General features: G+C 33.1%; 16 protein-coding genes. 8 read left to right on the forward strand and 8 right to left on the reverse strand.

Features of this window, described 5'->3' with window-relative positions; genetic code table 11:
* Window positions 1–364: 364 nt before the first annotated feature.
* From CD155_RS00005 to CD155_RS00020, 4 genes are all read left to right on the forward strand, one after another.
* Entirely contained in the window at window positions 365–1,765 is a 1,401-nt protein-coding gene (locus CD155_RS00005) for an MFS transporter (RefSeq protein ID WP_002444167.1), read from the forward strand.
* Between the two features lie 240 nt (window positions 1,766–2,005).
* Window positions 2,006–2,938: a 2-dehydropantoate 2-reductase gene (locus CD155_RS00010; protein WP_103212187.1), complete on the forward strand. Its 933-nt coding sequence runs from the start codon at window positions 2,006–2,008 to the stop codon at window positions 2,936–2,938.
* Window positions 2,939–3,097: 159 nt separating this feature from the next.
* Window positions 3,098–3,571, forward strand: a complete 474-nt coding sequence (locus CD155_RS00015) for a DUF1440 domain-containing protein (RefSeq protein WP_002444163.1) — start codon at window positions 3,098–3,100, stop codon at window positions 3,569–3,571.
* Between the two features lie 51 nt (window positions 3,572–3,622).
* Window positions 3,623–4,474 carry an NAD-dependent epimerase/dehydratase family protein gene (locus tag CD155_RS00020; protein ID WP_103212188.1) on the forward strand — a complete coding sequence of 284 codons (852 nt, stop codon included), beginning with the start codon at window positions 3,623–3,625 and terminating at the stop codon, window positions 4,472–4,474.
* An 85-nt stretch (window positions 4,475–4,559) separates the two neighbouring features.
* Here the strand turns inward: CD155_RS00020 and yidC are convergent, their stop codons facing one another.
* Both yidC and CD155_RS00030 read right to left on the reverse strand, forming a co-directional pair.
* Window positions 4,560–5,381, reverse strand: a complete 822-nt coding sequence (gene yidC / locus CD155_RS00025) for a membrane protein insertase YidC (RefSeq protein WP_103212189.1) — start codon at window positions 5,379–5,381, stop codon at window positions 4,560–4,562.
* Between the two features lie 179 nt (window positions 5,382–5,560).
* Entirely contained in the window at window positions 5,561–7,060 is a 1,500-nt protein-coding gene (locus CD155_RS00030) for a serine hydrolase domain-containing protein (protein ID WP_103212190.1), read from the reverse strand.
* 288 nt (window positions 7,061–7,348) lie between these two features.
* Between CD155_RS00030 and kimA the strand changes: the two genes are divergently transcribed.
* Complete coding sequence (kimA, locus tag CD155_RS00035) at window positions 7,349–9,178, forward strand: potassium transporter KimA (protein ID WP_103212191.1); 1,830 nt, start codon at window positions 7,349–7,351, stop codon at window positions 9,176–9,178.
* Window positions 9,179–9,274: 96 nt separating this feature from the next.
* Here kimA and CD155_RS00040 read toward each other — a convergent pair whose 3' ends face one another.
* Together CD155_RS00040 and CD155_RS00045 are read right to left on the reverse strand one after the other, a co-directional pair.
* A complete protein-coding gene (locus CD155_RS00040) occupies window positions 9,275–11,482 on the reverse strand; it encodes a cation:proton antiporter (protein ID WP_103212192.1) in 2,208 nt (735 codons plus the stop codon).
* A 252-nt stretch (window positions 11,483–11,734) separates the two neighbouring features.
* Window positions 11,735–13,138 (reverse strand): amino acid permease, encoded by a 1,404-nt coding sequence (locus CD155_RS00045; protein WP_103212193.1) that lies wholly within the window; start codon window positions 13,136–13,138, stop codon window positions 11,735–11,737.
* A gap of 332 nt (window positions 13,139–13,470) precedes the next feature.
* On the opposite strand from CD155_RS00045, the gene CD155_RS00050 reads away from it, so the two are divergent.
* Window positions 13,471–14,280 (forward strand): metallophosphoesterase, encoded by an 810-nt coding sequence (locus CD155_RS00050; protein ID WP_103212194.1) that lies wholly within the window; start codon window positions 13,471–13,473, stop codon window positions 14,278–14,280.
* 192 nt (window positions 14,281–14,472) lie between these two features.
* Here the strand turns inward: CD155_RS00050 and CD155_RS00055 are convergent, their stop codons facing one another.
* Window positions 14,473–15,087, reverse strand: coding sequence for a C39 family peptidase (locus CD155_RS00055; RefSeq protein ID WP_103212195.1), 615 nt, complete (start codon window positions 15,085–15,087; stop codon window positions 14,473–14,475).
* Window positions 15,088–15,245: 158 nt separating this feature from the next.
* On the opposite strand from CD155_RS00055, the gene CD155_RS00060 reads away from it, so the two are divergent.
* Window positions 15,246–15,713, forward strand: a complete 468-nt coding sequence (locus CD155_RS00060) for a GyrI-like domain-containing protein (RefSeq protein WP_103212196.1) — start codon at window positions 15,246–15,248, stop codon at window positions 15,711–15,713.
* A 150-nt stretch (window positions 15,714–15,863) separates the two neighbouring features.
* Here CD155_RS00060 and tcaB read toward each other — a convergent pair whose 3' ends face one another.
* The 3 genes from tcaB to CD155_RS00075 all read right to left on the reverse strand — a co-directional run bounded on the left by tcaB (window position 15,864) and on the right by CD155_RS00075 (window position 19,139).
* Window positions 15,864–17,066, reverse strand: a complete 1,203-nt coding sequence (gene tcaB, locus CD155_RS00065; RefSeq protein ID WP_103212197.1) for a putative multidrug effflux MFS transporter TcaB — start codon at window positions 17,064–17,066, stop codon at window positions 15,864–15,866.
* A 173-nt stretch (window positions 17,067–17,239) separates the two neighbouring features.
* On the reverse strand, window positions 17,240–17,947 hold the full coding sequence (locus CD155_RS00070; RefSeq protein WP_103212198.1) for a hypothetical protein: 708 nt from the start codon (window positions 17,945–17,947) through the stop codon (window positions 17,240–17,242).
* 46 nt (window positions 17,948–17,993) lie between these two features.
* The gene (locus tag CD155_RS00075; RefSeq protein WP_103212199.1) at window positions 17,994–19,139 is read right to left on the reverse strand and encodes a glycerate kinase; all 1,146 of its coding nucleotides are present in this window, start codon (window positions 19,137–19,139) and stop codon (window positions 17,994–17,996) included.
* A 182-nt stretch (window positions 19,140–19,321) separates the two neighbouring features.
* Here CD155_RS00075 and CD155_RS00080 point away from each other — a divergent pair, with 182 nt between their 5' ends.
* Window positions 19,322–20,809, forward strand: coding sequence for a DUF6056 family protein (locus CD155_RS00080; protein WP_103212200.1), 1,488 nt, complete (start codon window positions 19,322–19,324; stop codon window positions 20,807–20,809).
* The last annotated feature ends 2 nt before the right edge of the window (window positions 20,810–20,811 follow it).

The raw sequence follows: 20,811 nt of genomic DNA on the forward strand, positions 1-20,811 counted from the left end.
AAAGCACTTACATTCTTATAAAGACTGGCATGGATGATTAAATATGTCGGCATACGTATTCAGTAGAGTATGGAAAAATCAAAGTAGATAGTGTAGAATATGTTTCTATATTTACAAATTTTCTAAAAATTATAAGAAATTAATGTACAAATTAAGATAACTCACGTGACACATCATTATTTAAGCTAATTATTATTAAGTATTATATGATTTAAAAAGAGAATTGATGTGTGATAAAGTTTCTTAATGTATTATTTCTAAAAAAGCAGGGGAAACTTTTAGAAAGTTGTTTCGGGAAATTATATTAAGATGAGTTAGTCTTTCATGAATAGGGTTTCTAATTCAATAGGAGGAAAAGTGATTGATGGATAATTCAAGAGCATTTAGGGGAGATAACCGCCTATTATTAGGTATCATATTAGGGGTTATCACATTTTGGTTATTTGCACAGTCGTTGGTTAATTTGGTTGTGCCGTTGCAATCATCTTATAACAGTGATATTGGTACGATAAATATCGCCGTAAGTTTATCAGCGCTATTTTCAGGTTTATTTATTGTTGGGGCCGGAGACTTTGCGGATAAATTTGGGCGTGTCAAACTCACATATATTGGTTTGGCCTTAAATATCATTGGTTCAGTTCTTATTATCATCACGCCTTTACCAAGTCTATTAATCATTGGTCGCGCCGTTCAAGGTTTGTCAGCAGCTTGTATTATGCCGGCAACCTTAGCAATTATCAATGAATATTATATTGGTACAGCTAGACAACGTGCTTTAAGTTATTGGTCAATTGGATCATGGGGCGGTAGTGGCGTTTGTACTTTATTTGGTGGTATGATGGCTACCAATTTAGGTTGGCGTTCTATCTTTATCGTTTCAATTGTATTGACTATACTTGCTATGTTTTTAATTAAACACACACCTGAAACGAAAGCAGAACCTATTGGAAACCAACCATCCAAGTCTAAGAAGTTTGATGTCATAGGCTTAGTCATTCTTGTCGTTTGTATGTTAAGTATTAATGTTATTATTACGCAAACATCGAATTATGGTCTATTTTCTCCAATCATCTTGGGTTTAATCGCAGTGTTTATCATTTCTTTAATTGCCTTTGTGATATATGAAAATAGAGTTAAACATCCACTTGTTGATTTCGAGATATTTAAAAATAAAGGCTATACCGGCGCGACGATTTCTAACTTTATGTTAAATGGTGTAGCTGGCGGTGCTTTAATAGTAGTTAATACTTACTACCAACAAGAATTAGATTTTAATTCTCAACAAACGGGTTATATTTCACTTACATATTTAATCGCCGTCTTAATTATGATTCGTGTGGGCGAGAAAATTTTGCAAGAGTTAGGACCTAAGCGCCCGTTACTCATGGGAAGCGGTCTAACGGTGTTAGGGTTAATTTTACTATCGTTAACATTTCTCCCGGATTTCTGGTATATCACAGCAAGCGTTGTAGGATATTTACTATTTGGTGCAGGTTTAGGAATTTATGCCACGCCATCAACAGATACTGCAGTAGCTCAAGCACCAGACGATAAAGTTGGTGTTGCTTCAGGTGTATATAAAATGGCTTCCTCTTTAGGTAATGCCTTTGGTGTCGCAATTTCAAGTACAGTTTATAGTGTGCTTGCTTCTCAATTAAACTTATCATTAGGCGGTTTTACCGGCGTTATTTTCAATGCCATTGTTGCATTCATTGCTCTAGTATCGATTTTAATTTTAGTACCGAAAAAACAATCAAATTTATAAGTGATTTAAGACTAGGAAAAATAGTTTTGTTTCTAAAAGGTAAACAAAGCATTGAAGGCAAGTTGCCTGCTGAATAGCATGAGCCTTTTAGGAACTGTGAAACTATATTGAATCTCCTAGTCTTATTTTTAGATAAAATTAACAGAAAATTTAGAAAAAAATACTTATGATGCATTGACGCGCAGTAACAAAAGTTGTACTTTAAAAACAAAATCACTCAATTAAAGGGGGATGGCTTGCATGAAAATAGCAATTGCTGGTTCAGGCGCACTCGGTAGTGGATTCGGAGCTAAATTATTCCAACATGGTTATGATGTGTCACTTATTGATGGATGGGAACCACAAGTCACGTCAATTCAACAAGAAGGGTTACACATCGATATCAACGGTTCAATGTATCATTTTAATATTCCTATGTATCGTTTCTCTCAAATTCCACAAACTGAAGTCTACGATATTGTCTTCCTATTTCCTAAATCAATGCAACTCAAGCATGTTTTGGAAGACATACAACCTCATATACACAATCAAACAATTATTGTGTGTACAATGAATGGTTTAAAGCATGAACGTCTTATTCGAAATTATGTTGAAGAATATAGAATTGTACGTGGCGTAACAACATGGACAGCAGGAATAGACAAACCAGGACATACGCACCTCATGGGAAGTGGCCCTGTTGAAATAGGAAGTCTCGTTCCTGAAGGAAAAGATAATGTTAAAGTTGTGGTGGATATTTTAAATAAAGCTGAATTAAATGGTGTTGAGAGTGATAATTTGCATCAATCCATATGGAAAAAGATTTGCGTCAATGGAACAGCCAACGCGTTATGTAGTATCTTGGAATGTAATTTAGCAACATTAAATGATAGTAGTTATGCTAAAAATTTAATTTATCAACTGACACAAGAAATTGTTCATGTGGCTACAACAGATAATGTTTATCTTAATGTAGATGAAGTATTTGAGTATCTGATTAATTTAAATGAGAAGGTAGGACCACATTATCCATCTATGTATCAAGATTTAATTAAAGATCACCGTAAAACAGAAATTGATTATATTAATGGTGCTGTGGCTCAATTAGGTAAGGAAAATAATATACCAGCGCCAGTTAATGCATTTGTAACAAATCTTATTCATTCAAAGGAAAATCAATTGAATGCGCAATAAAATTAAAGAAACAGCTTACAAGTTATAGCCTAATTAATGATTTCAGATATAAGGTTGAACGTATGCTGTTTCTTTTTTATTAATTTAAACGCTATCTCATGCTTTAGTATTTTACAAAAGGGTAAACAAATACACGTAAGATAAAAAGGAGATGAAATCATGTCCAGTACATGTCGACGTATCATAGTTACAGGAATTGTCGGTGGTTTTATTGGTGGAGCTGTGAAAATGGGCTGGGAAGCGCTTATGCCCCCGAGAACACCTGAACGTGAAGAAGAACCACCGCCTTTGACATTATTAAATCAAGTCGGATTACCTGAAAAAATTAAAAATGCCTCGTATACTTACAATCAGAATGAAATTCCTCTGACGGTCATGGGTATTCATTATGGTTTCTCAATTGTGCATGCGTTTGCGTATGCCGTCTTAGCTGAAAAGTGTTCCAAAGTAACTGCATTAAGAGGTGGTTTATTTGGAATTGCTGTTAATACCTTTTTCCATGAATATCTTTTACCGCAAATGGGATTAACTCCAAAAGTTGAGGAATTACCGAAAGAAGAACGTATTTCAGAATTATTAGGACATATCGTTTGGATGAATGCCATTGATTATGTCAGATCTGCTCAAAAGTAGAGTAGATTTGGGAATTCATTTTCAGAAAAATAGAAAGAGAAGGTGAATAAATTGAGTAAAATATTCGTAACAGGTGCAACTGGATTAATTGGAACAAGATTAACAAAACGTCTCAAAGAGGAAGGACATGAAGTTGCTGGTTTCACAACATCTGAACACGGCAAACAAAAATTAGAAAGTGCTGGAGTTCAACCCTATGTAGGAGACATCTTAAAGGCTGAAACGATTGATGCAGCGATTGAAGCATTCAAGCCTGAAATCATCATTAATCAAATTACTGATTTAAAAAATGTAGATATGAGTGCTAATACTAAAGTGAGAATTGAAGGCTCTAAAAATCTTATGGATGCCGCACTTAAACATAATGTGAGAAAAGTCATAGCTCAAAGTATTGCATTTACGTATGAACCTGGGGAAGGTTTAGCGACTGAGGAGACGCCTTTAGATTATAATTCAACAGGTGACAGAAAGATTACTGTAGACGGTGTTGAGGGTCTTGAAAAAGAAACTGCACGTATTGATGAATATGTGGTACTACGTTTCGGTTGGTTATATGGGCCTGGAACTTGGTACGGTAAAGATGGTATGATTTATAATCAATTTATTGATGGAGATGTTACTTTAAGTGATGGTGTAACATCATTCGTTCATCTTGATGATGCTGTAGAAACATCAATTCAAGCGATTCATTTTGATAGTGATATTTATAATGTTGCTGATGATGAGCCAGTTAAAGGATCTGATTTTGCAGAATGGTATAAAAATCAATTGCAAGTTGATCCAAAAATCAATATTCAACCTGCGCAACCATTTGAAAGAGGCGTAGCAAATGATAAATTTAAAGCACAAGGTGGTACTTTAATCTATCCAAGTTGGAAAGATGGTATGGACCCTATAGAATAAAATAAAGGCACGATTTAAAGTAAGACATTGCAATCATTGATTGCGTTTACGTTTCACTTTAAATCGTGCTTTTTTAATTTTTTATTTATTCTATTTCCTTTTCTTGATTCTGATTTAAATGCTTTTTAAGATTGGCAGCTTCTTGACGTGCCCGTTTACCATAATAAGAGTGGGCAAAATGCATTTGTATAATCAAGAAACCAGCACTTATACTCCAGTATAATCCTAGAGCTGAAGCTGAAGTCAATGAAGCATATGTAATAAATATGGGTGACACAACCATGATGACATAATACGTTGTTCGTTGATCTTTAGGATAATGTATTGAATTGACTAACGGCTGAATAAAATACATACTCGCTGCGATAATAGTCATAATTAAGTTAGGTTCTGTTAAATTAAACCATAAGAAATGAGGATATTTAGTAATACCATCACTAGTAGGGTATTTTAAGCTCATATATAGTCCCATAAGAATAGGGATTTGAATTATGACAGGCAAGCATCCAATCATATTTTTAAATGGATTAATACCATATGATTTATATTTCTTCATTAGTAATTGGTTTGCAGCGTTACGTTCTTCTTGTGAATCAGCATTTTTAATTTTCTCTCTAATTGCATCTAATTCAGGTTTTACTACTTTTGTTTTTTCGCGCATCATATGCATATTTTTCACTTGAATCAGCATTAAAGGAAGTAAGATAAATCGAACGATGAGTACAATCACAATAATGGCTAAACCGTAATTATCATGAAAGAGTCTCCCTAAAAAATGAAGTAAGCCATCCATAGGTTTAACAAATGTATTGTAGAAAATGCCGGTCTGATTTTCTTTTTTAGAATAATCACAACCAGTTAAAAATATAATCAAACTTAACAATACTAGAGTGAGTCGTTTATGCATCGTCATCTTCCTTCTTCTTTCTATCTCTATTTGGATAACTAAATTTTATCAAAAAATTACATACAAAGTATTAAAAAAGCAAAAAATTGCACATCCTAAAAGTAACAAAATACGTACTTTTGAATGTGCAATCGTTCCTAAATGTTAAAAATCTTTGCTTAGATGCAATAAAATGCAATCTATGTTTTTGGCTGACGTGTCAAAATAACAACAGAAAGCCATATCATAATCATGAGCATGAAAATATAAAAACTAGCGATGAGCCACTTAGCATGAATCGGTAACCATGATAATACGAATGTCCAGCTAGCATTACCTAAAATAAATAATGGAAGCAAGTAAATGGCGATACTAAATAAAACAAAGAGTGTCAGTAGGAGTAAAAAACTGATAAACGCAATTTTTCTTTTATCATATACGATTCGTTTAAGTTTCAATTTATTTAAGCGACTTAGACTCAGTATCAGAAATATAAATGTGCCAATACATGAAAGAATTGTAATTGTGTGATTAAAATTTGTTGATTGATCAATTTTTTGCTCAATAGTTGTATAATGCTCATTATTTAAAATTTGCGAATTTAAATTGTCAGTTAAATTTGTAACTTGTGAAGAATTCATATTCGCTAATACGACAATGCCATATGATTTTTTCGGATTTAATAAAATTTCAGATGAGAAATTGTCTAAAGTACCTGTGTGATAAATAGTATGGTCATTCGAATTAATAAACCAACCTGCACCATAACCATTTGCATCTGCTACACCCTCAGATTTATAAATAGACTGATGGGATTGTTCAACAATTGATTGTGTTTTGTCGGAAGGATCCAATTGCATTTTAATCCAATTTTCCAAATCTTTTGTGCTAGACATCATAAATGCTGAAGGTGTATCCCCAATATTGAATTCTGGTGTGGTTTTTTCAGTGTCACCACTGATTAATTCATAACCGGAAGCCTCATTTTTACCTTTTTTACTTGTAGTTTTAAACGTCGTATCTTTCATGTTTAAAGGTGATAATATATGTTCCTTAATATAAGATTGGTATGATTGGTGTGAAACGTTCTGAACAATGAGACCCAAAATATCGTAGTTCATATTAGAATATTCAAAGGCATCTCCAGGCGTTTCATTCAGTTCTTTACCTTTCGCATAGTCTACTATATTTTTAATACTATTATAGTCTTCAGAATAATGATCTTCTTCAGTGATATCGCTAGGTATACCACTAGTATGACCGAGTAGTTGCTTTATTGTAATGTCCTTTTTTTCATCATCATAATTCATATAAAAACCAGGTACATATTTTGATACTTTATCGTTTAAACTCAGTTTACCTTCCTTAGCAAGTTGTAGCACACTGTATCCAGTAAATGCCTTTGTATTTGAAGCAATTTCAAATCGAGTACGGGGTGTTACTTTTGTTTTCTGACTTACATTAGCATAACCATAACCTTTATTTAAGAAGATTTTATTATCTTTAATGATTAATACAGAAACTCCTGGTATTTTCCCATTTCGCATTGCTGAATGAACAATGCTATCGATTTGCTTTAGCGAATGATGTGTTAACATCGTTTCGGTTTTACTATGTGCTGTATAGTGTTTTGTTAATATACCGCTCATTAAAAGCACCATCATTACGAAAGCAGTGATAATAAAAGGTTTTGTTTTCATTATGCCATCCTCTATCAATTATGTATTGTATTTTTGATTGTACGCAACCTAGATGTAATAAGTGTGTTTATTATAACAGTTTTCGTAAAGATTACTTCATAAGAAGACTCATCACGTTGTTGACAATCTTTTTGTAGTTAAAATAATTGGTAATTTACAACTAAAAATAAGTGTATTATAACACTAATTGAGTAAACTATATAATAAAAGATATCATGAAATCCTATACATTTTCTAAAGATGGGAGTATAGTTTAGCCATTGATAAAGAGTTAAAGAGGTAGGAGTCATGTTCAATCAATTTAAAAGACTTTTGATCGGTAGACCAAAGAAAAATAGAGATTTGAAGGATGAGAAAATAACTAAATTCAAAGGTTTAGCAATCTTATCTTCTGACGCATTATCTTCTGTGGCATATGGGCCAGAGCAGATTTTAATTACTCTATCAGTAGTTGGAGCCGGTGCTTCATGGTATACTTTGCCAATTGCTGGTGCGGTACTTATTTTACTTGCAGCTTTAATCATGTCATATCGACAAGTGATATACGCCTATCCTAAAGGTGGAGGCGCGTATATGGTATCTAAGACGAATCTCGGCGAGAAATGGGGATTGCTCGCAGGTGGTTCGCTATTAGTCGACTATATTTTGACAGTTGCCGTAAGTATTTCATCGGGTGCAGATGCATTTGTAGCTGCATTTCCGAATTTATATCATTTTAAAGTATTAATTGCTTGTTTATTAGTTTTATTCATATTAATCATGAACTTGAGAGGATTAACTGAATCGGCAACAGTGTTATCCTATCCAGTTTATTTATTTATCATAGGTTTAATTGTATTAATTATTGTAGGAACATACAGAGTTGCAACTGGAGACATTCAACCACATATGCATTCGACTGTGGGGACTGCAGTACCAGGAGTGACTTTATTCTTGCTGTTGAAGGCATTCTCTTCTGGGGCATCATCTTTAACTGGTGTAGAAGCGATTTCTAATGCCGTGACTAACTTCAAAGATCCTGCACCTAAAAATGCAGTTAAAACACTTATCGCAATGGGTTCAATCCTTGCTGTCTTACTTGTAGGAATAGTGGGGTTATCTTACGTTTATGGCATTATGCCACAAACTGAAACAACAGTATTATCTCAATTAGCATCAAAAATATTTGGTAATAATGTTGCTTTCTATTTCGTCCAAGCAACGACAGTAATGATATTAGTACTAGCTGCTAATACAGGATTTACTGCTTTTCCGATGTTGGCTGCATCAATGTCTAAAGATAAATACATGCCACGTATGTTTATAGTTCGTGGAGATCGTTTAGGTTATTCTAACTCGATTATTGTATTAGGTGTATTGGCAATTATTTTGATTATTGTATTTAATGGAATGACAGAAAATTTAATTCCTTTATATGCCGTTGGTGTGTTTATCCCATTTACACTCGCTCAGTTTGGAATGGTTTTAAAATGGACAAAAGAACGACCTAAAGGTTGGGGGATTAAATTATCATTTAACTTAGTAGGCGGAACAATAACGTTTATCGTGTTTATGATTTTATTAATTACTAAATTCACTCAAGTATGGCCAATATTACTGTTCTTACCATTTGTTGTGTCCGTATTTATCAGAATTAATACGCATTATAAAAATATAGCTCAAGAATTGCGTTCAGATATTGATGTACATGATATTCCTGTAGTGGATCGTAATTTGGCTATTGTGCCAATACCTAGTATTACGACTGCGGTTGATAAATCGATTTATTATGCACAAATGTTGGCTAACAATGATGTGATTGCAGTACATGTAACTTTTGGTGATGAAGATGATAAAGCGTTGATGGAGAAATGGAAACGACACTTCCCAGATGTAAGATTAGTCATCCTACATTCAGAATATCGAAGTATCATTCGTCCTATTTCAAGATTTATCGACAAAATTCGTAAGAAAGCAAATGATCAAAATTATTTAATTACAGTGGTTGTGCCTGAATTTATTCCTAAGAAACCGTGGCATAATTTATTGCATAACCAAACAAGTTTTAGATTGAAAATGCACCTCATCTATCAAAAGAACATTATTTTATGTACAATTCCATTTAAACTTAAAAAATAAAATTTGCACCATTTAAAATAGAGAAAGGCTCAGAAAGAATGTGTTAATCATCTTTCTGAGCCTTTTATATTGAGGTATTCAATGATTTATTAAGTTCTATTCATCTGATTCATGTGATAGGACAATTTCATTATAGTTGATGTTTTCACGTATTTGCGTTGCGACTTCATTTGTAATTTTATTACGCTTAATTAATTCATCTAATACACTTCTTTGTGTATATAAACCTTCTAATTTCAACTCTCTTTGAATTTCAGGAACGAGTTCATTTGTGTTTTGACCGCTTTCTTTAGATGTCTTCGTGAGATGACGGGAACGGCTACGTAACATTCTGGATAGTGAATAGTATTGATTAATGACTAAACTCACTTCTAATACATTTGAACTATTTTGTTCTTCCTTCATTCTTAAAACAATATGATGATTAACAATTCTTAATATCTTTTGAACTTGTTTATAACTTCCGTAAAATTGTTGCTTTCTAATTTCACGTTGTTCTTTCAATTCTTTTCGAGAATTTTTATAAGCTTCGCGTTGTTCTCTAATTTTTTCTTTGTTTTCACTAGACGATTGATGTGCTTCTTTTAATTTTGCATGCGCTTGTTTATGAACTAAGCGTTCTTCTTTTCTACGATTTTTTCTAGCTTTGAAACGTAAGTAAATCATTCTGAAGAAACGTGTGAATTTTTCAACGAAAGTTTTTTCATTATACGCTTGCGTTGCATCCATGACGCTACGATAATCACGTAAATTTGTTGCATCGATTTTGCCACTATTGATAAGTCGTTCCAATGTCTCTGTTTCAACATCTTCAGCAATATCTTCTAATCTCCGAAGTTCCTTCGTATTCTTATTATCTGGCTCTATATTTAACAGAAATCCTAATTCTTGGAAGTATTGGTTCATCACTTGTCTATAATCTACTGTTGGCTGTTCTTTAGATTCCTTTTTAAAATGATCTATCACATGCTGAACGATGAAAATCTTAGCCGATTGATAACTCATACCTTTGAATTGAGGTTCCTCCTCAGAAGGTGTAATCAGAGGTAAGATGACTTGAGCTAAAATTAAACTAATTAAGACCATTAGCGATGCAATAAATAATAAATCATTGCGATATTCAAATTGATGTCCATGATTAATCATATACGGTAAGGTTAATGCCATTGAGAGTGAAATTGTACCGTGTATTCCACACATTGTCATAATGAATGCATAATGTGATCGCTTTGGAGGTGTTTCTTCATCATCCGACTCATTCATATAATATTGAATATTTTTCGGGAAATAAAAATCTTTATACCATAAGAAGACCCATATAAAGCGAAATACATAGATTGCAAGTGCGATTAACAAAGTAATCGTAATTAGGAATTTAATATTCTCAGGTTCTTCTTTAACAATTTCCATCACGACTTCGGGTACCATAAAGCCGAGCACCACAAATACAAATCCATTTAATGCGTAACTTAGCGTATTCCATATCTGCGTAAAGTTCATTTGCAATTCTGTTTGTGCACGGATTAATCGGTCTCGTTCTAAACCATGAATTAAACCTGCTACAACGACAGCGATAATGCCTGATGCATGAAGTTCTTCGGCCAAAAAGTAAACAGCAAATGGTGTAAGTAGTTGGATAAATGTCAAAGTATTATTGTCTTTAAGCCCTTTATTCGCTGTAAGGTAGATACGGACTCTGACAACAATAATGCCAAAGATTGCACCAACTAAGATTCCAATAATAGTAGAAATAATAAATTGTTCAATGGCATTCATTGCAGAAAATACACCTGTCACAAGTGCAGTGACCGCAATTTTAAAGGAAATGATACCTGCTGCATCATTCAGTAAAGATTCACCTTCAAGAATCGACATTGATCCTTTAGGTAAAACCTTTCCTTGTGTAATCGCAGAAACAGCTACAGCATCAGTTGGACATAGGATGGCTGCAATCGCAAAAGCGGCTGGCATAGGTAGCTCAGGCCATATCCAATGTATAAAATATCCAACGCCGATGACAGTTGTAAAAACTAATGCCATTGCCATCAATATAATTGGTTTGCGATATTCGAGTAATTTAGATCGCGAAACGTGTGTCCCCTCAACGAAGAGGAGAGGTGCAATGACGGCCATCATAAATACTTCGGAATCAAATTCGAAGTGCATTGGGATAGGTAGGATGAAGATAATCACACCTAAACCGATTTGAATAAATGCAGTAGGTATCTTCGGAAACATATTATGTAAAACAGAACTTACGATTACTGCAAATATAAATATTAAGAAAGCTTCTAATAGTTCCATATGATTCTCCTCTATAAAATCAATAACATATATTTTACCATTTCATCGTATAAATAGCATGATTGCAATGTTTAAAAGAAAATATAATCATCTATTTGATTATTACCCGTAAAAGAAGAGATACATACAGATGATAATAATTGATATAAAAAAGGGAGTAGTGACAGCAATATAATTTTGCTTAATTATATTGCGACCCCACTCCCATGATATTTGGATGGATATACCCCAATCCTCTTTATTAAATTTAATTTATGTGTTTTCTGCATGCTTTTTATCGAGTATGCGTTGTTTTTTAGCTAAAGCTTTAGCATTCGTTTTGTACTTTTTATAGTAGAAGAATAGGAAGATAAACCAAATTGGTGAGATAAATATTGCCGCACGCGTGTCATTACTAAAGAATAATAATATAAACACGAAGAAGAAAAAGGCTAAAACGACAAATGCAACACCTTGACCACCAATTAATTTAAATTTACTATTTCGATGTGCTTCAGGATTCTTTCTAACATAAACAATATATGAAACGATAATCATCGCCCAAACGACTAAGAATAGAACAGTTGATAAAGTTGTGACATAGATGAATAACTTGATGGCATCTGGGAAGATGAAATTTAATAATGCAGCCACTAATAGCGTGATTGATGAAACAAACATTGAAAGGTAAGGTACACCATTGCTATTCGTTTTAGTTAACACTTTAGGTCCTAAACCTTGTTTAGCCAAACCGAATAAAATACGGCTATTAGAATAAATACCACTGTTAGTTGCTGAAGCTGCAGCAGTTAATACGACAAAGTTAACGATGCCGGCTGCAAATGGAATACCAATTAAGCTGAATAATTTAACGAATGGACTACTGTCCGGATCAATATTATCCCAAGGTATCACTGACATAATGACTAATAAACCACCAATATAGAAGAGTAAAATTCTGACAGGTACGTTGTTAATTGCTTTAGGTATTGTCTTTTCAGGATCTTTCGTCTCACCTGCAGTTACACCGATTAACTCAATACCAATGAATGAATATACTGCAATTTGGAATGACATTAAGAATCCGAATGTACCATGTGGGAACATTCCACCGTGTTTAACCAAGTTTGTAAATGATGCATGACCGTAGTGCGTCTTAAATGATAGGAAAATTAAAGCCAATCCAACGATTACCATCGCGACAATCGTTACCACTTTAATAATTGAAAACCAAAATTCAAGTTCTCCAAACAATCTGGCACCAAGTAAGTTAAATGAAATTAAAATCACTACAATAAATAATACAGTGAGCCAATGGGGGACTTGAGGATACCAATATGCAAAATATTGCCCCATAGCTGTTAAATCAGACATACTTGATACTACCCAACAAATCCAGTATGTCCATCCAATGACGAAGCCTCCGAATGGCCCTAAGTATTCATTTGCAATATCCACAAATGAATTAAACCTAGAGTTACTTAATAACAATTCTCCCAATGCGCGCATAAATGCGAATAAAATAATCCCAATAATCATGTAGGTAAATAACAGTGAAGGTCCAGTTAACGAAATCGTTTGTCCAGAACCTAGAAACAATCCAGTACCAATCGCGCCACCAATTGCGATTAATTGAATGTGTCTGTTATTCAACTCTCTATGCAACTGTCTAGCCATAGATTTCCTCCTCAGAAAAGCAAATATAAAAGCGTTTTCTTTCGTTTAATAATATAGAAATGAGTTGAATAAAGCAATAATTTTCAGAAATATAAGTAAATACATTTATTGTAACATTTGTGATAATAAATACTTATGATTTTTTAGAATTATCAAAATATTCGAACGCAATCATTTTAATTTATAAAAATTCATTAAAGCTAAAAATTATACTTAATTATAATCCTTATTCTTCAAATAGCAAGTCATTATACAATACTGATTAATTAACTTTGATTTCTTGATATGTAATAATAAATATTAATTTAATCATAGTTGAGAAGGGTTAAACGATGAAAATAGGAGCAATTTCAGATTTACATGTAGACCGTCATCCAAAATTGGAGCAAGATGAATATTTAAATGTCTTGAGTCAGGTTATTCAACAAAGAAAGCTAGATATCTTATTAATTGCGGGAGATATTTCTAACGATTATCAAATGAGTTATCATTTTATAAAGCAATTAAAGGATAATATTAATATTCCGACATACTTTATACCTGGGAATCACGACTTATGGTCAGATGACTCTGATAAAACATCAACTGAAATTTTAGATTACTATAAGTCTAAAGAAGAATGTCTAATTGGGCGACCTTTCATTATTAATGACGAATGGGCAATAGTTGGAAATACAGGTTGGTATGATTATAGCTATGCCGATACACGGTTTACTCAAGATAAAATCCAAAAAGGTAAACATTACGGGGCAACGTGGCAAGATAAAGTGAGAATGGATTGGTCACTCTCTGATCAACAGCTATCTAAAATAGCAGCGAATAAAGTAGAAGAGGATATCAAGCAAGTGGGTAATCGGAATATCATATTAATGACGCATATTGTTACACATCCTCAATTTGTTGTGCCAACACCACATCGTATTTTTGATTTCTTCAATGCGTTTATAGGGACTCACGATTTTGATGCTATCTATGAAGCATATCCTATCAAATATAGTATTATGGGACACGTTCATTTTAGAAAGGAAATTAAGGAAAATGGAATAACTTATCTTTGTCCGTGCTTAGGGTATCAGCGACAATGGAGAACGCCAGATATGGAGATGGAAATGAAGCACGCACTAGTAGATTTTGATATTTAGTTTTTAAATATAATATAAACGTAAAGAGGTTAGGAACTTTATCATTTATGCTCTGGGAAACCGATTAACGGCGTCCCAGAAGTAGGATTTTCGGCAGTAACACATTTACAATTCGACAAAATTTGAGAAGCAATTTTACTCATTGTTTGGTTCTGCTCAAATCCTGAACACTTTTATCCCGACCTCTTTCATTTAATTAGGATTGATATACACACACATTTGACCGGGTGCATCATAACTACGTTTTAATTTCGATTTTTTAATCTTAATAATCTGTTTTTTATTGGGGATAATCGACGGCATGATGATACCTTTTGCTATCCGAGTCCATAGAGGGTCGATATAATAGTAGTGAGTGTCATCATAACCGATAAGTAAAGTGACATGGATATTAGATACGAGTCGTGTAGGTTGGTCATCTAAATGAAAAACGCGATGAAGTGGTCGGGTGCCTAAACTTGTATGATAAATAATGACAGGTTGGCCACGATTGATGATTTGTTCAAGTTGTTCCAAACTCTTGCCTGTACCATTTACTACACGTTGATCATATTGTTGTAAAAATGGGACAAAAGCATCTGGAAATATCGTTTGATGATAACCAAACTTAACTAGAAAAGGATGTCCCACGTAACCTTTGTATGGATTATTTGGATGGGTAGGCCATTGACTCATGATATGAGTGGCTTTGATTGAATAATGATTAAACTGGAGTAACATCGCTGCAGAAACACCCTCACAACCCATCACCATAGGTATCGGGAATAATTGACTTATAGGTTTAACTGGTAGAATCGTTTTCTTCATAATTTTTTCCTCAACGTACTAGTATTTATGTAGTATTAAATATTATATAACGTACGATTCATTTAGTATATTAAAATGTTTATTCTTTTTCATAAGGTTATTATTGTGAAAAGGGGTTATAAGATATTTGAGTAAAATTTTAAACGGTGGTATATCAAATGAACTATAATATAAAAAATCTTGAAAAAAATAGGGTTATTGGTGTTTACAGACATTATAAAAGTGGTGGACACGCACAAAGCAATATTGCAGATTTCTGGGAAGATGTACATTCAATGAAATTGGATGAACGATTAATTGAAAAAAGTGATAAACAACTTAACGGACTTTTAGGAGTATGTATACCTCATCAAGATAAAACGATGGACTATGCGATTGGTGTTACTAGCACTGACGACCCACATGATGGATTAGATACATTTTATTTAGAAGGTGGAAAATATTTAGTAGTAGAAGCGAAAGGACCTGTTCCTAAAAGCGTTCAACAAACAATGAATCACATTCATCGCGAGTTGATTCCAAATGAAAATATCGAAGTTAAGCAAGCACCATTTTTCGAATTATATAGAGAAGGAAATACAGAAAGTGATAACTATATTACAGAAATTTGGATGCCAATTCATTGATTGGTTTTACAATAGCATAATTGTCTATATATCATTTCTAATATGGTATGACAGAGACTTTGAATAATAGATATGATCATAGCCTCTAAAATGATGTTACTTAAAAGTCATTTTAGAGGCTATGATATTTTGAATGCGGAAGTATTGGTATTAGGAAACCTTTTTAGAATACAGTTTGAAATATATGATTTGTAGTGCAACAAGTAATATTGCAGTGATACTAATAATCATTAAATAGGGTGTCATGTCATGTTCTCCGTTTAAACCGACGAGGGGAGATATGATTCCACCTAAGATAAATTGGAACAATCCAAGTAAACTTGAAGCATTACCACTTCCACCTGTACGTTCTTCCATTGCCATTGAAAAGCCTAATGGTGCAATTGAGGTTACTGGTGAAATGTTAATAAAGAACGCAATAAGTAACACATATAAGGGCAGATGGAAAGTTAATGTTATGACGAGTAATATCACTCCTGCAATTTGTATAAGTGTTAAGTAAATTAAAATTTTATGTCTACTTATTTTTTCAACTATGAGTGCGACAAGCTGACTTACAACGATTAAACCTACACCATTAATCGCTAACATAACACTAAATTGTGGAGCACTCATATGATATATCCTTTGGGTAATAAAAGGAGATGCTGATGAATAACTAAATAGCATCACATAAGTTAACCCTTGTAATAGCATAGGTATAACAAATGCTGGTTTTTTAAGTAAATATATGAAATCTTGTAGAATATCTTTGAAATTAAGACGATTTTGGGCTGTGTGTATGTGTGAAGGCATTTTCAAGAAAACACCAACCAATACAATGACAGCGATGAATGTTAGAAATGTAAATATCATTCTCCAATTAGAAATGGATAATATCAATCCGCCTAGAAGTGGCGCTAATATAGAAATAATCCCATTCACTACCATTAAAGATGCTAAAAACTTAGCTAACGCATTACCATCATACTTATCTCCAACTGAAGCTTTGGCAATGACAATCGCGCCGCCACTTGTTAATCCTTGAATGAATCTCATGATTAAAAATAAAGTGAGATGTATAGTGAATACAGAAATCATTGATGCGATGAAGTATCCTATCATTAAAATCATTGCGACACGTCTACGACCAAAAACGTCTGAAATCGGACCGAATAAAAATTGCCCGAGTGCGAGACCAATCATTGCAAAGGATAATGTAAGTTGTATTTCTGAGGTTGATGTACCAAAATCATGCTGAACTTTAGGCAATGAAGGTGTGTATGTATCTATTGTGAGCGGGCCGAAAGCAGTCATTACTCCTAGAATAATGATTAATATCATTGAGAAGTGCTTGGCACTTGAATTTGTCATAAATAATCTCCTTTGAACAAGTTATAGCATTAATTATATACGTTTTACATATGTTTGTAAGTATTAAACTTTAATCTGAAATTTAAAATAAATAAAAACCCTAGAAAGCTAGTTGATTACATTGCTTTCTAGGATTTAAATGGATTCGACGATTGGGTATGAATTGAGTTGCTTTAATTATTTGAATTTGAGCTGTTACCGTTAAGAATACTTTCTAATTTTGATTTAATGCTATCAAATTTAGTGTTGATATCGTCAAGCATACTATTGATTTTACTTTGGTTTTCGTTGTTTTGTTGTGCGTTGTTAGCATTTTTAAGTTTTTCTAGTTGTTTTTGATAAAATTGAGTAAATTTAGAGTCGGCATTGTTTTCTTCTTTTTGTTTTAATTTGTCAATTTCACTTTGTAATTTATCAATTTGAGATTCACTGTTTTTATTATTTTTAATATCACTTTTAGCAGAATCCACTTGTTTGTTGATGTCATCATTCTGACTTTCAACTTGTTTTTTATAATTTTGAGACACGTTTGGATCGTTATTTACTTTATCATCATTGTGATTCATGATTGCGCGTGTTACGAATATCGCTACCACAATTAATAATATAACGACAAGTGCGATGAGCCATTTTTTAGTTCTACTTGATTTTTCATTTTCTTCTTCTAATTGTTGTTCCCGACGATAGTCACGGCCATTGTAGTAACGTTCCGGTTCATCTTCAAAGCCTCTGTTATCTCTATGTTGATTTGGTCGTTGAGTGTTTGGTCGATTTTGAGATTGTGCTCTGTTTCGATATTCATCTTCTTCAGCTCGTCTTTTATGATTTTGATATTGGTTATCATATTTGTAAGAATCTCTATACTTGTCTGTTCTTTTCATAATGTCACCTCATTAATAATGGTAAACTTCAATGTCTTAGATTTAATTATAAATTTAATTTGATTAATCGTGCGATGTTTGATGCAGTTCTTTGAAGATATTTGGGTCCATTTTCAAGAGCAGTCTTAATATCGCATGGATGTTCAACAATACTAAAGACACTATCAATGCCGTGCTCATACACTGCTTGATAATTGGTTCCGAGACTACCGCAAATTGCGATAACTGGAATATCAAAGACTTTGGCCGATTTCGCAACGCCTATAGGTGTCTTACCGTAAATCGTTTGTTTATCCAGTTGACCTTCTCCTGTAATGACAAGATGTGCATCTTTCACTCTTTCTTGAAAATGTGTTTCCTCTAGAACAAGTTCGATTCCTGGTTGTAGCTTAGCATCTAAGAAAGCGAGTAATGCAGTTCCCATTCCGCCAGCTGCACCTGAGCCAGGGCTATCTTTAACACGCTTGTGTAATTCTACTTCAATTTTATCATGATAGTGGCTGAGTGCGGAATCCAACTTTGGTATCATCTTTTCTGTTGCGCCTTTTTGAGGTCCATATACTTGGGTTGCGCCATTTTCACCTAACAGTGGGTTAGTTACGTCACAAGCCACTTTAAATTCTACGTCATGTAGTAATGGATTCATTTGAGAGATATCAATACGATGAATGGAAGATAATGCTGCGCCACCCTGTGCAATATCTTTATCGTCAACATCTTTAAAGGAAACGCCTAATGCTTGCAACATTCCGACGCCGCCGTCATTCGTTGCGCTTCCTCCAATGCCTAAGATGATTTTTTTAACATCATGATGAAGTGCATGATTAATGAGTTGTCCAGTTCCATATGAAGATGTGTAAAGTGGATTTCTTTCATCTTCTTTCAATAAGTCAAGGCCGGAAGCAGCCGCCATTTCGATGATTGCTGTTTGATGTTGATCACTTATGGCGTACATTGCTTCAATTTCTCTATGAAGCGGGTCTTTGACTTTAGCGGTGTATGATGTCGCGTTTAAAGATTCTTTTAAAGCCTCAGTTGTACCCTCACCACCATCAGCCATAGGAATTAAATCGAATGTAATATAATTACCCCAGACCTCTTGAAATCCTTGTTGAATGGCTTGTGCTACTTCTTTCGCTGTCATGCTCTCTTTAAATGAATCAGGTGCAATAACAATTTTTAAATGTGACACATGATATCACTTCCTATTAGTATGTCTTATTTCTATTTTATATAAAAATGAACTTCAACTAAAGTAATGTTCATAATTATCTTAAGTAAAAGGATGTATTTTATAATATTATATGTCTATAATAAAATTTAAATAAATCATGTTTTTCATAGAACATCAAGACATCACAGAAAGGATAAGTTATGAATCAAATTAAACAACACGAACAACTTTATTGGTATATAGGTATTATTGTTTTCTACTTCATTATGGCTATTTTAACGCCATTATCGTTTGTAGATTGGCATTGGTACTTAAATTCTCATTTGAGTTCATTGAGTCACGATCTCATGCAGAATAATGGAAGATATTTAGGGAGTTTTTTAGAAATTATTGCTATGCATAGCGCAATCTTCAAATGTTTAAGCTATACGTTTTTGTCATGTTTCATCATCTATTTATGCACCATGATAGTAAATGTGAACAGAAAATTATTGTTTATTATTATAACTTTTACTTTATCTATTATTATCCCAAGCTCAATTTATAGTGAGACTTATGGATGGTTTGCAGGATTTTATAATTATATCCCTTCATCAATCGTTTCGCTTTTTATTTTATATTCTATTATATATATACTTTATGGTGAGAAAGAAGCGAGTATCAATCATCTTTGGCTTTTTTTAATCGCATGCTTATTCGGCCAATTATTCATAGAGAATATGACAATATACAACAGTTTAATGATTCTCATAGGTTCAATTATTTATTTCTTTCAACATAGAAAGCTCAGTTATTACTTAATTGTAGGATTTATGCTAAGTTTTATAGGTGCGATTATCATGTTTTTAAATCCGATTTATTTTGAAATTATTGAAGGGAAAGCGGCATATTATTTAATTTCAGATAAAGGGGGATTCATACATAAAGCAGGCTATACATTGTTGATGCAATTACCAAATTATATCTTTCTTGATCAATTTATAATATTAACTGTTATATCACTACTAGTAGCGGGCTTAATACATAAAAATATAATATTTAAAACGAAGCATATCATTTTAAAAATAGTACTATTCAGTTGTTTATTTAGTCTACCTGTCTATAAGGTATTGATTTATAATCAATTTCATTTCGAATTGTATACGAAATCATTTTCAATCGCTGTTTTAAATTTACTAATATGTACCGTTTATTTTGTAAGTTTGATTTACTTCATTGTATTAGTGATAAATGAAAGATATCTGAGAGCCATCGCAATAAGCTGTCTCGTGTCTATCGTATTAGCAACGTTACCTTTGTTATTTGTTGCGCCTTTAGGCCCTCGGAACTTCTACTTTATTTATGTACTATGGATGATACTTGTACTTTGTTTTGCAAAACAATATGGTGAAAGTATTAACAGTGCTACAATTTGTATAAAAACGCTAGTTTGTATACTAAGCTTTATTTTAATTGTAGGATTTAGTTTGATTTATAATAATAGTGTGCATAGAATTGAAAATATTGAAACGCAACTTAAAAATGGTAAAAGTCATAAGAATATCATTCTAGAACGTTTACCATTTGAAAGATACACACATTTAACAACACCTACACAGGAAAGGGACTTAAATGATCTCAAGGCATATTACGACTTACCTAAAGATTTAAAATTTAAAGTTGTACCTTTTGGAGTAGATGGAGAATAAAT

Source organism: Staphylococcus caprae (assembly GCF_002902725.1).
Lineage (GTDB): Bacteria > Bacillota > Bacilli > Staphylococcales > Staphylococcaceae > Staphylococcus > Staphylococcus caprae.

Excerpts from the sequence above, each read along its gene's own strand:
- CD155_RS00005 (WP_002444167.1), top strand. The coding sequence starts at position 365 with ATGGATAATTCAAGAGCATTTAGGGGAGATAACCGCCTATTATTAGGT.
- CD155_RS00010 (WP_103212187.1), top strand. The coding sequence starts at position 2,006 with ATGAAAATAGCAATTGCTGGTTCAGGCGCACTCGGTAGTGGATTCGGA.
- CD155_RS00015 (WP_002444163.1), top strand. The coding sequence starts at position 3,098 with ATGTCCAGTACATGTCGACGTATCATAGTTACAGGAATTGTCGGTGGT.
- yidC (WP_103212189.1), bottom strand. The coding sequence starts at position 5,381 with ATGCATAAACGACTCACTCTAGTATTGTTAAGTTTGATTATATTTTTA.
- CD155_RS00030 (WP_103212190.1), bottom strand. The coding sequence starts at position 7,060 with ATGAAAACAAAACCTTTTATTATCACTGCTTTCGTAATGATGGTGCTT.
- kimA (WP_103212191.1), top strand. The coding sequence starts at position 7,349 with ATGTTCAATCAATTTAAAAGACTTTTGATCGGTAGACCAAAGAAAAAT.
- CD155_RS00040 (WP_103212192.1), bottom strand. The coding sequence starts at position 11,482 with ATGGAACTATTAGAAGCTTTCTTAATATTTATATTTGCAGTAATCGTA.
- CD155_RS00045 (WP_103212193.1), bottom strand. The coding sequence starts at position 13,138 with ATGGCTAGACAGTTGCATAGAGAGTTGAATAACAGACACATTCAATTA.
- CD155_RS00050 (WP_103212194.1), top strand. The coding sequence starts at position 13,471 with ATGAAAATAGGAGCAATTTCAGATTTACATGTAGACCGTCATCCAAAA.
- CD155_RS00055 (WP_103212195.1), bottom strand. The coding sequence starts at position 15,087 with ATGAAGAAAACGATTCTACCAGTTAAACCTATAAGTCAATTATTCCCG.
- CD155_RS00060 (WP_103212196.1), top strand. The coding sequence starts at position 15,246 with ATGAACTATAATATAAAAAATCTTGAAAAAAATAGGGTTATTGGTGTT.
- tcaB (WP_103212197.1), bottom strand. The coding sequence starts at position 17,066 with ATGACAAATTCAAGTGCCAAGCACTTCTCAATGATATTAATCATTATT.
- CD155_RS00070 (WP_103212198.1), bottom strand. The coding sequence starts at position 17,947 with ATGAAAAGAACAGACAAGTATAGAGATTCTTACAAATATGATAACCAA.
- CD155_RS00080 (WP_103212200.1), top strand. The coding sequence starts at position 19,322 with ATGAATCAAATTAAACAACACGAACAACTTTATTGGTATATAGGTATT.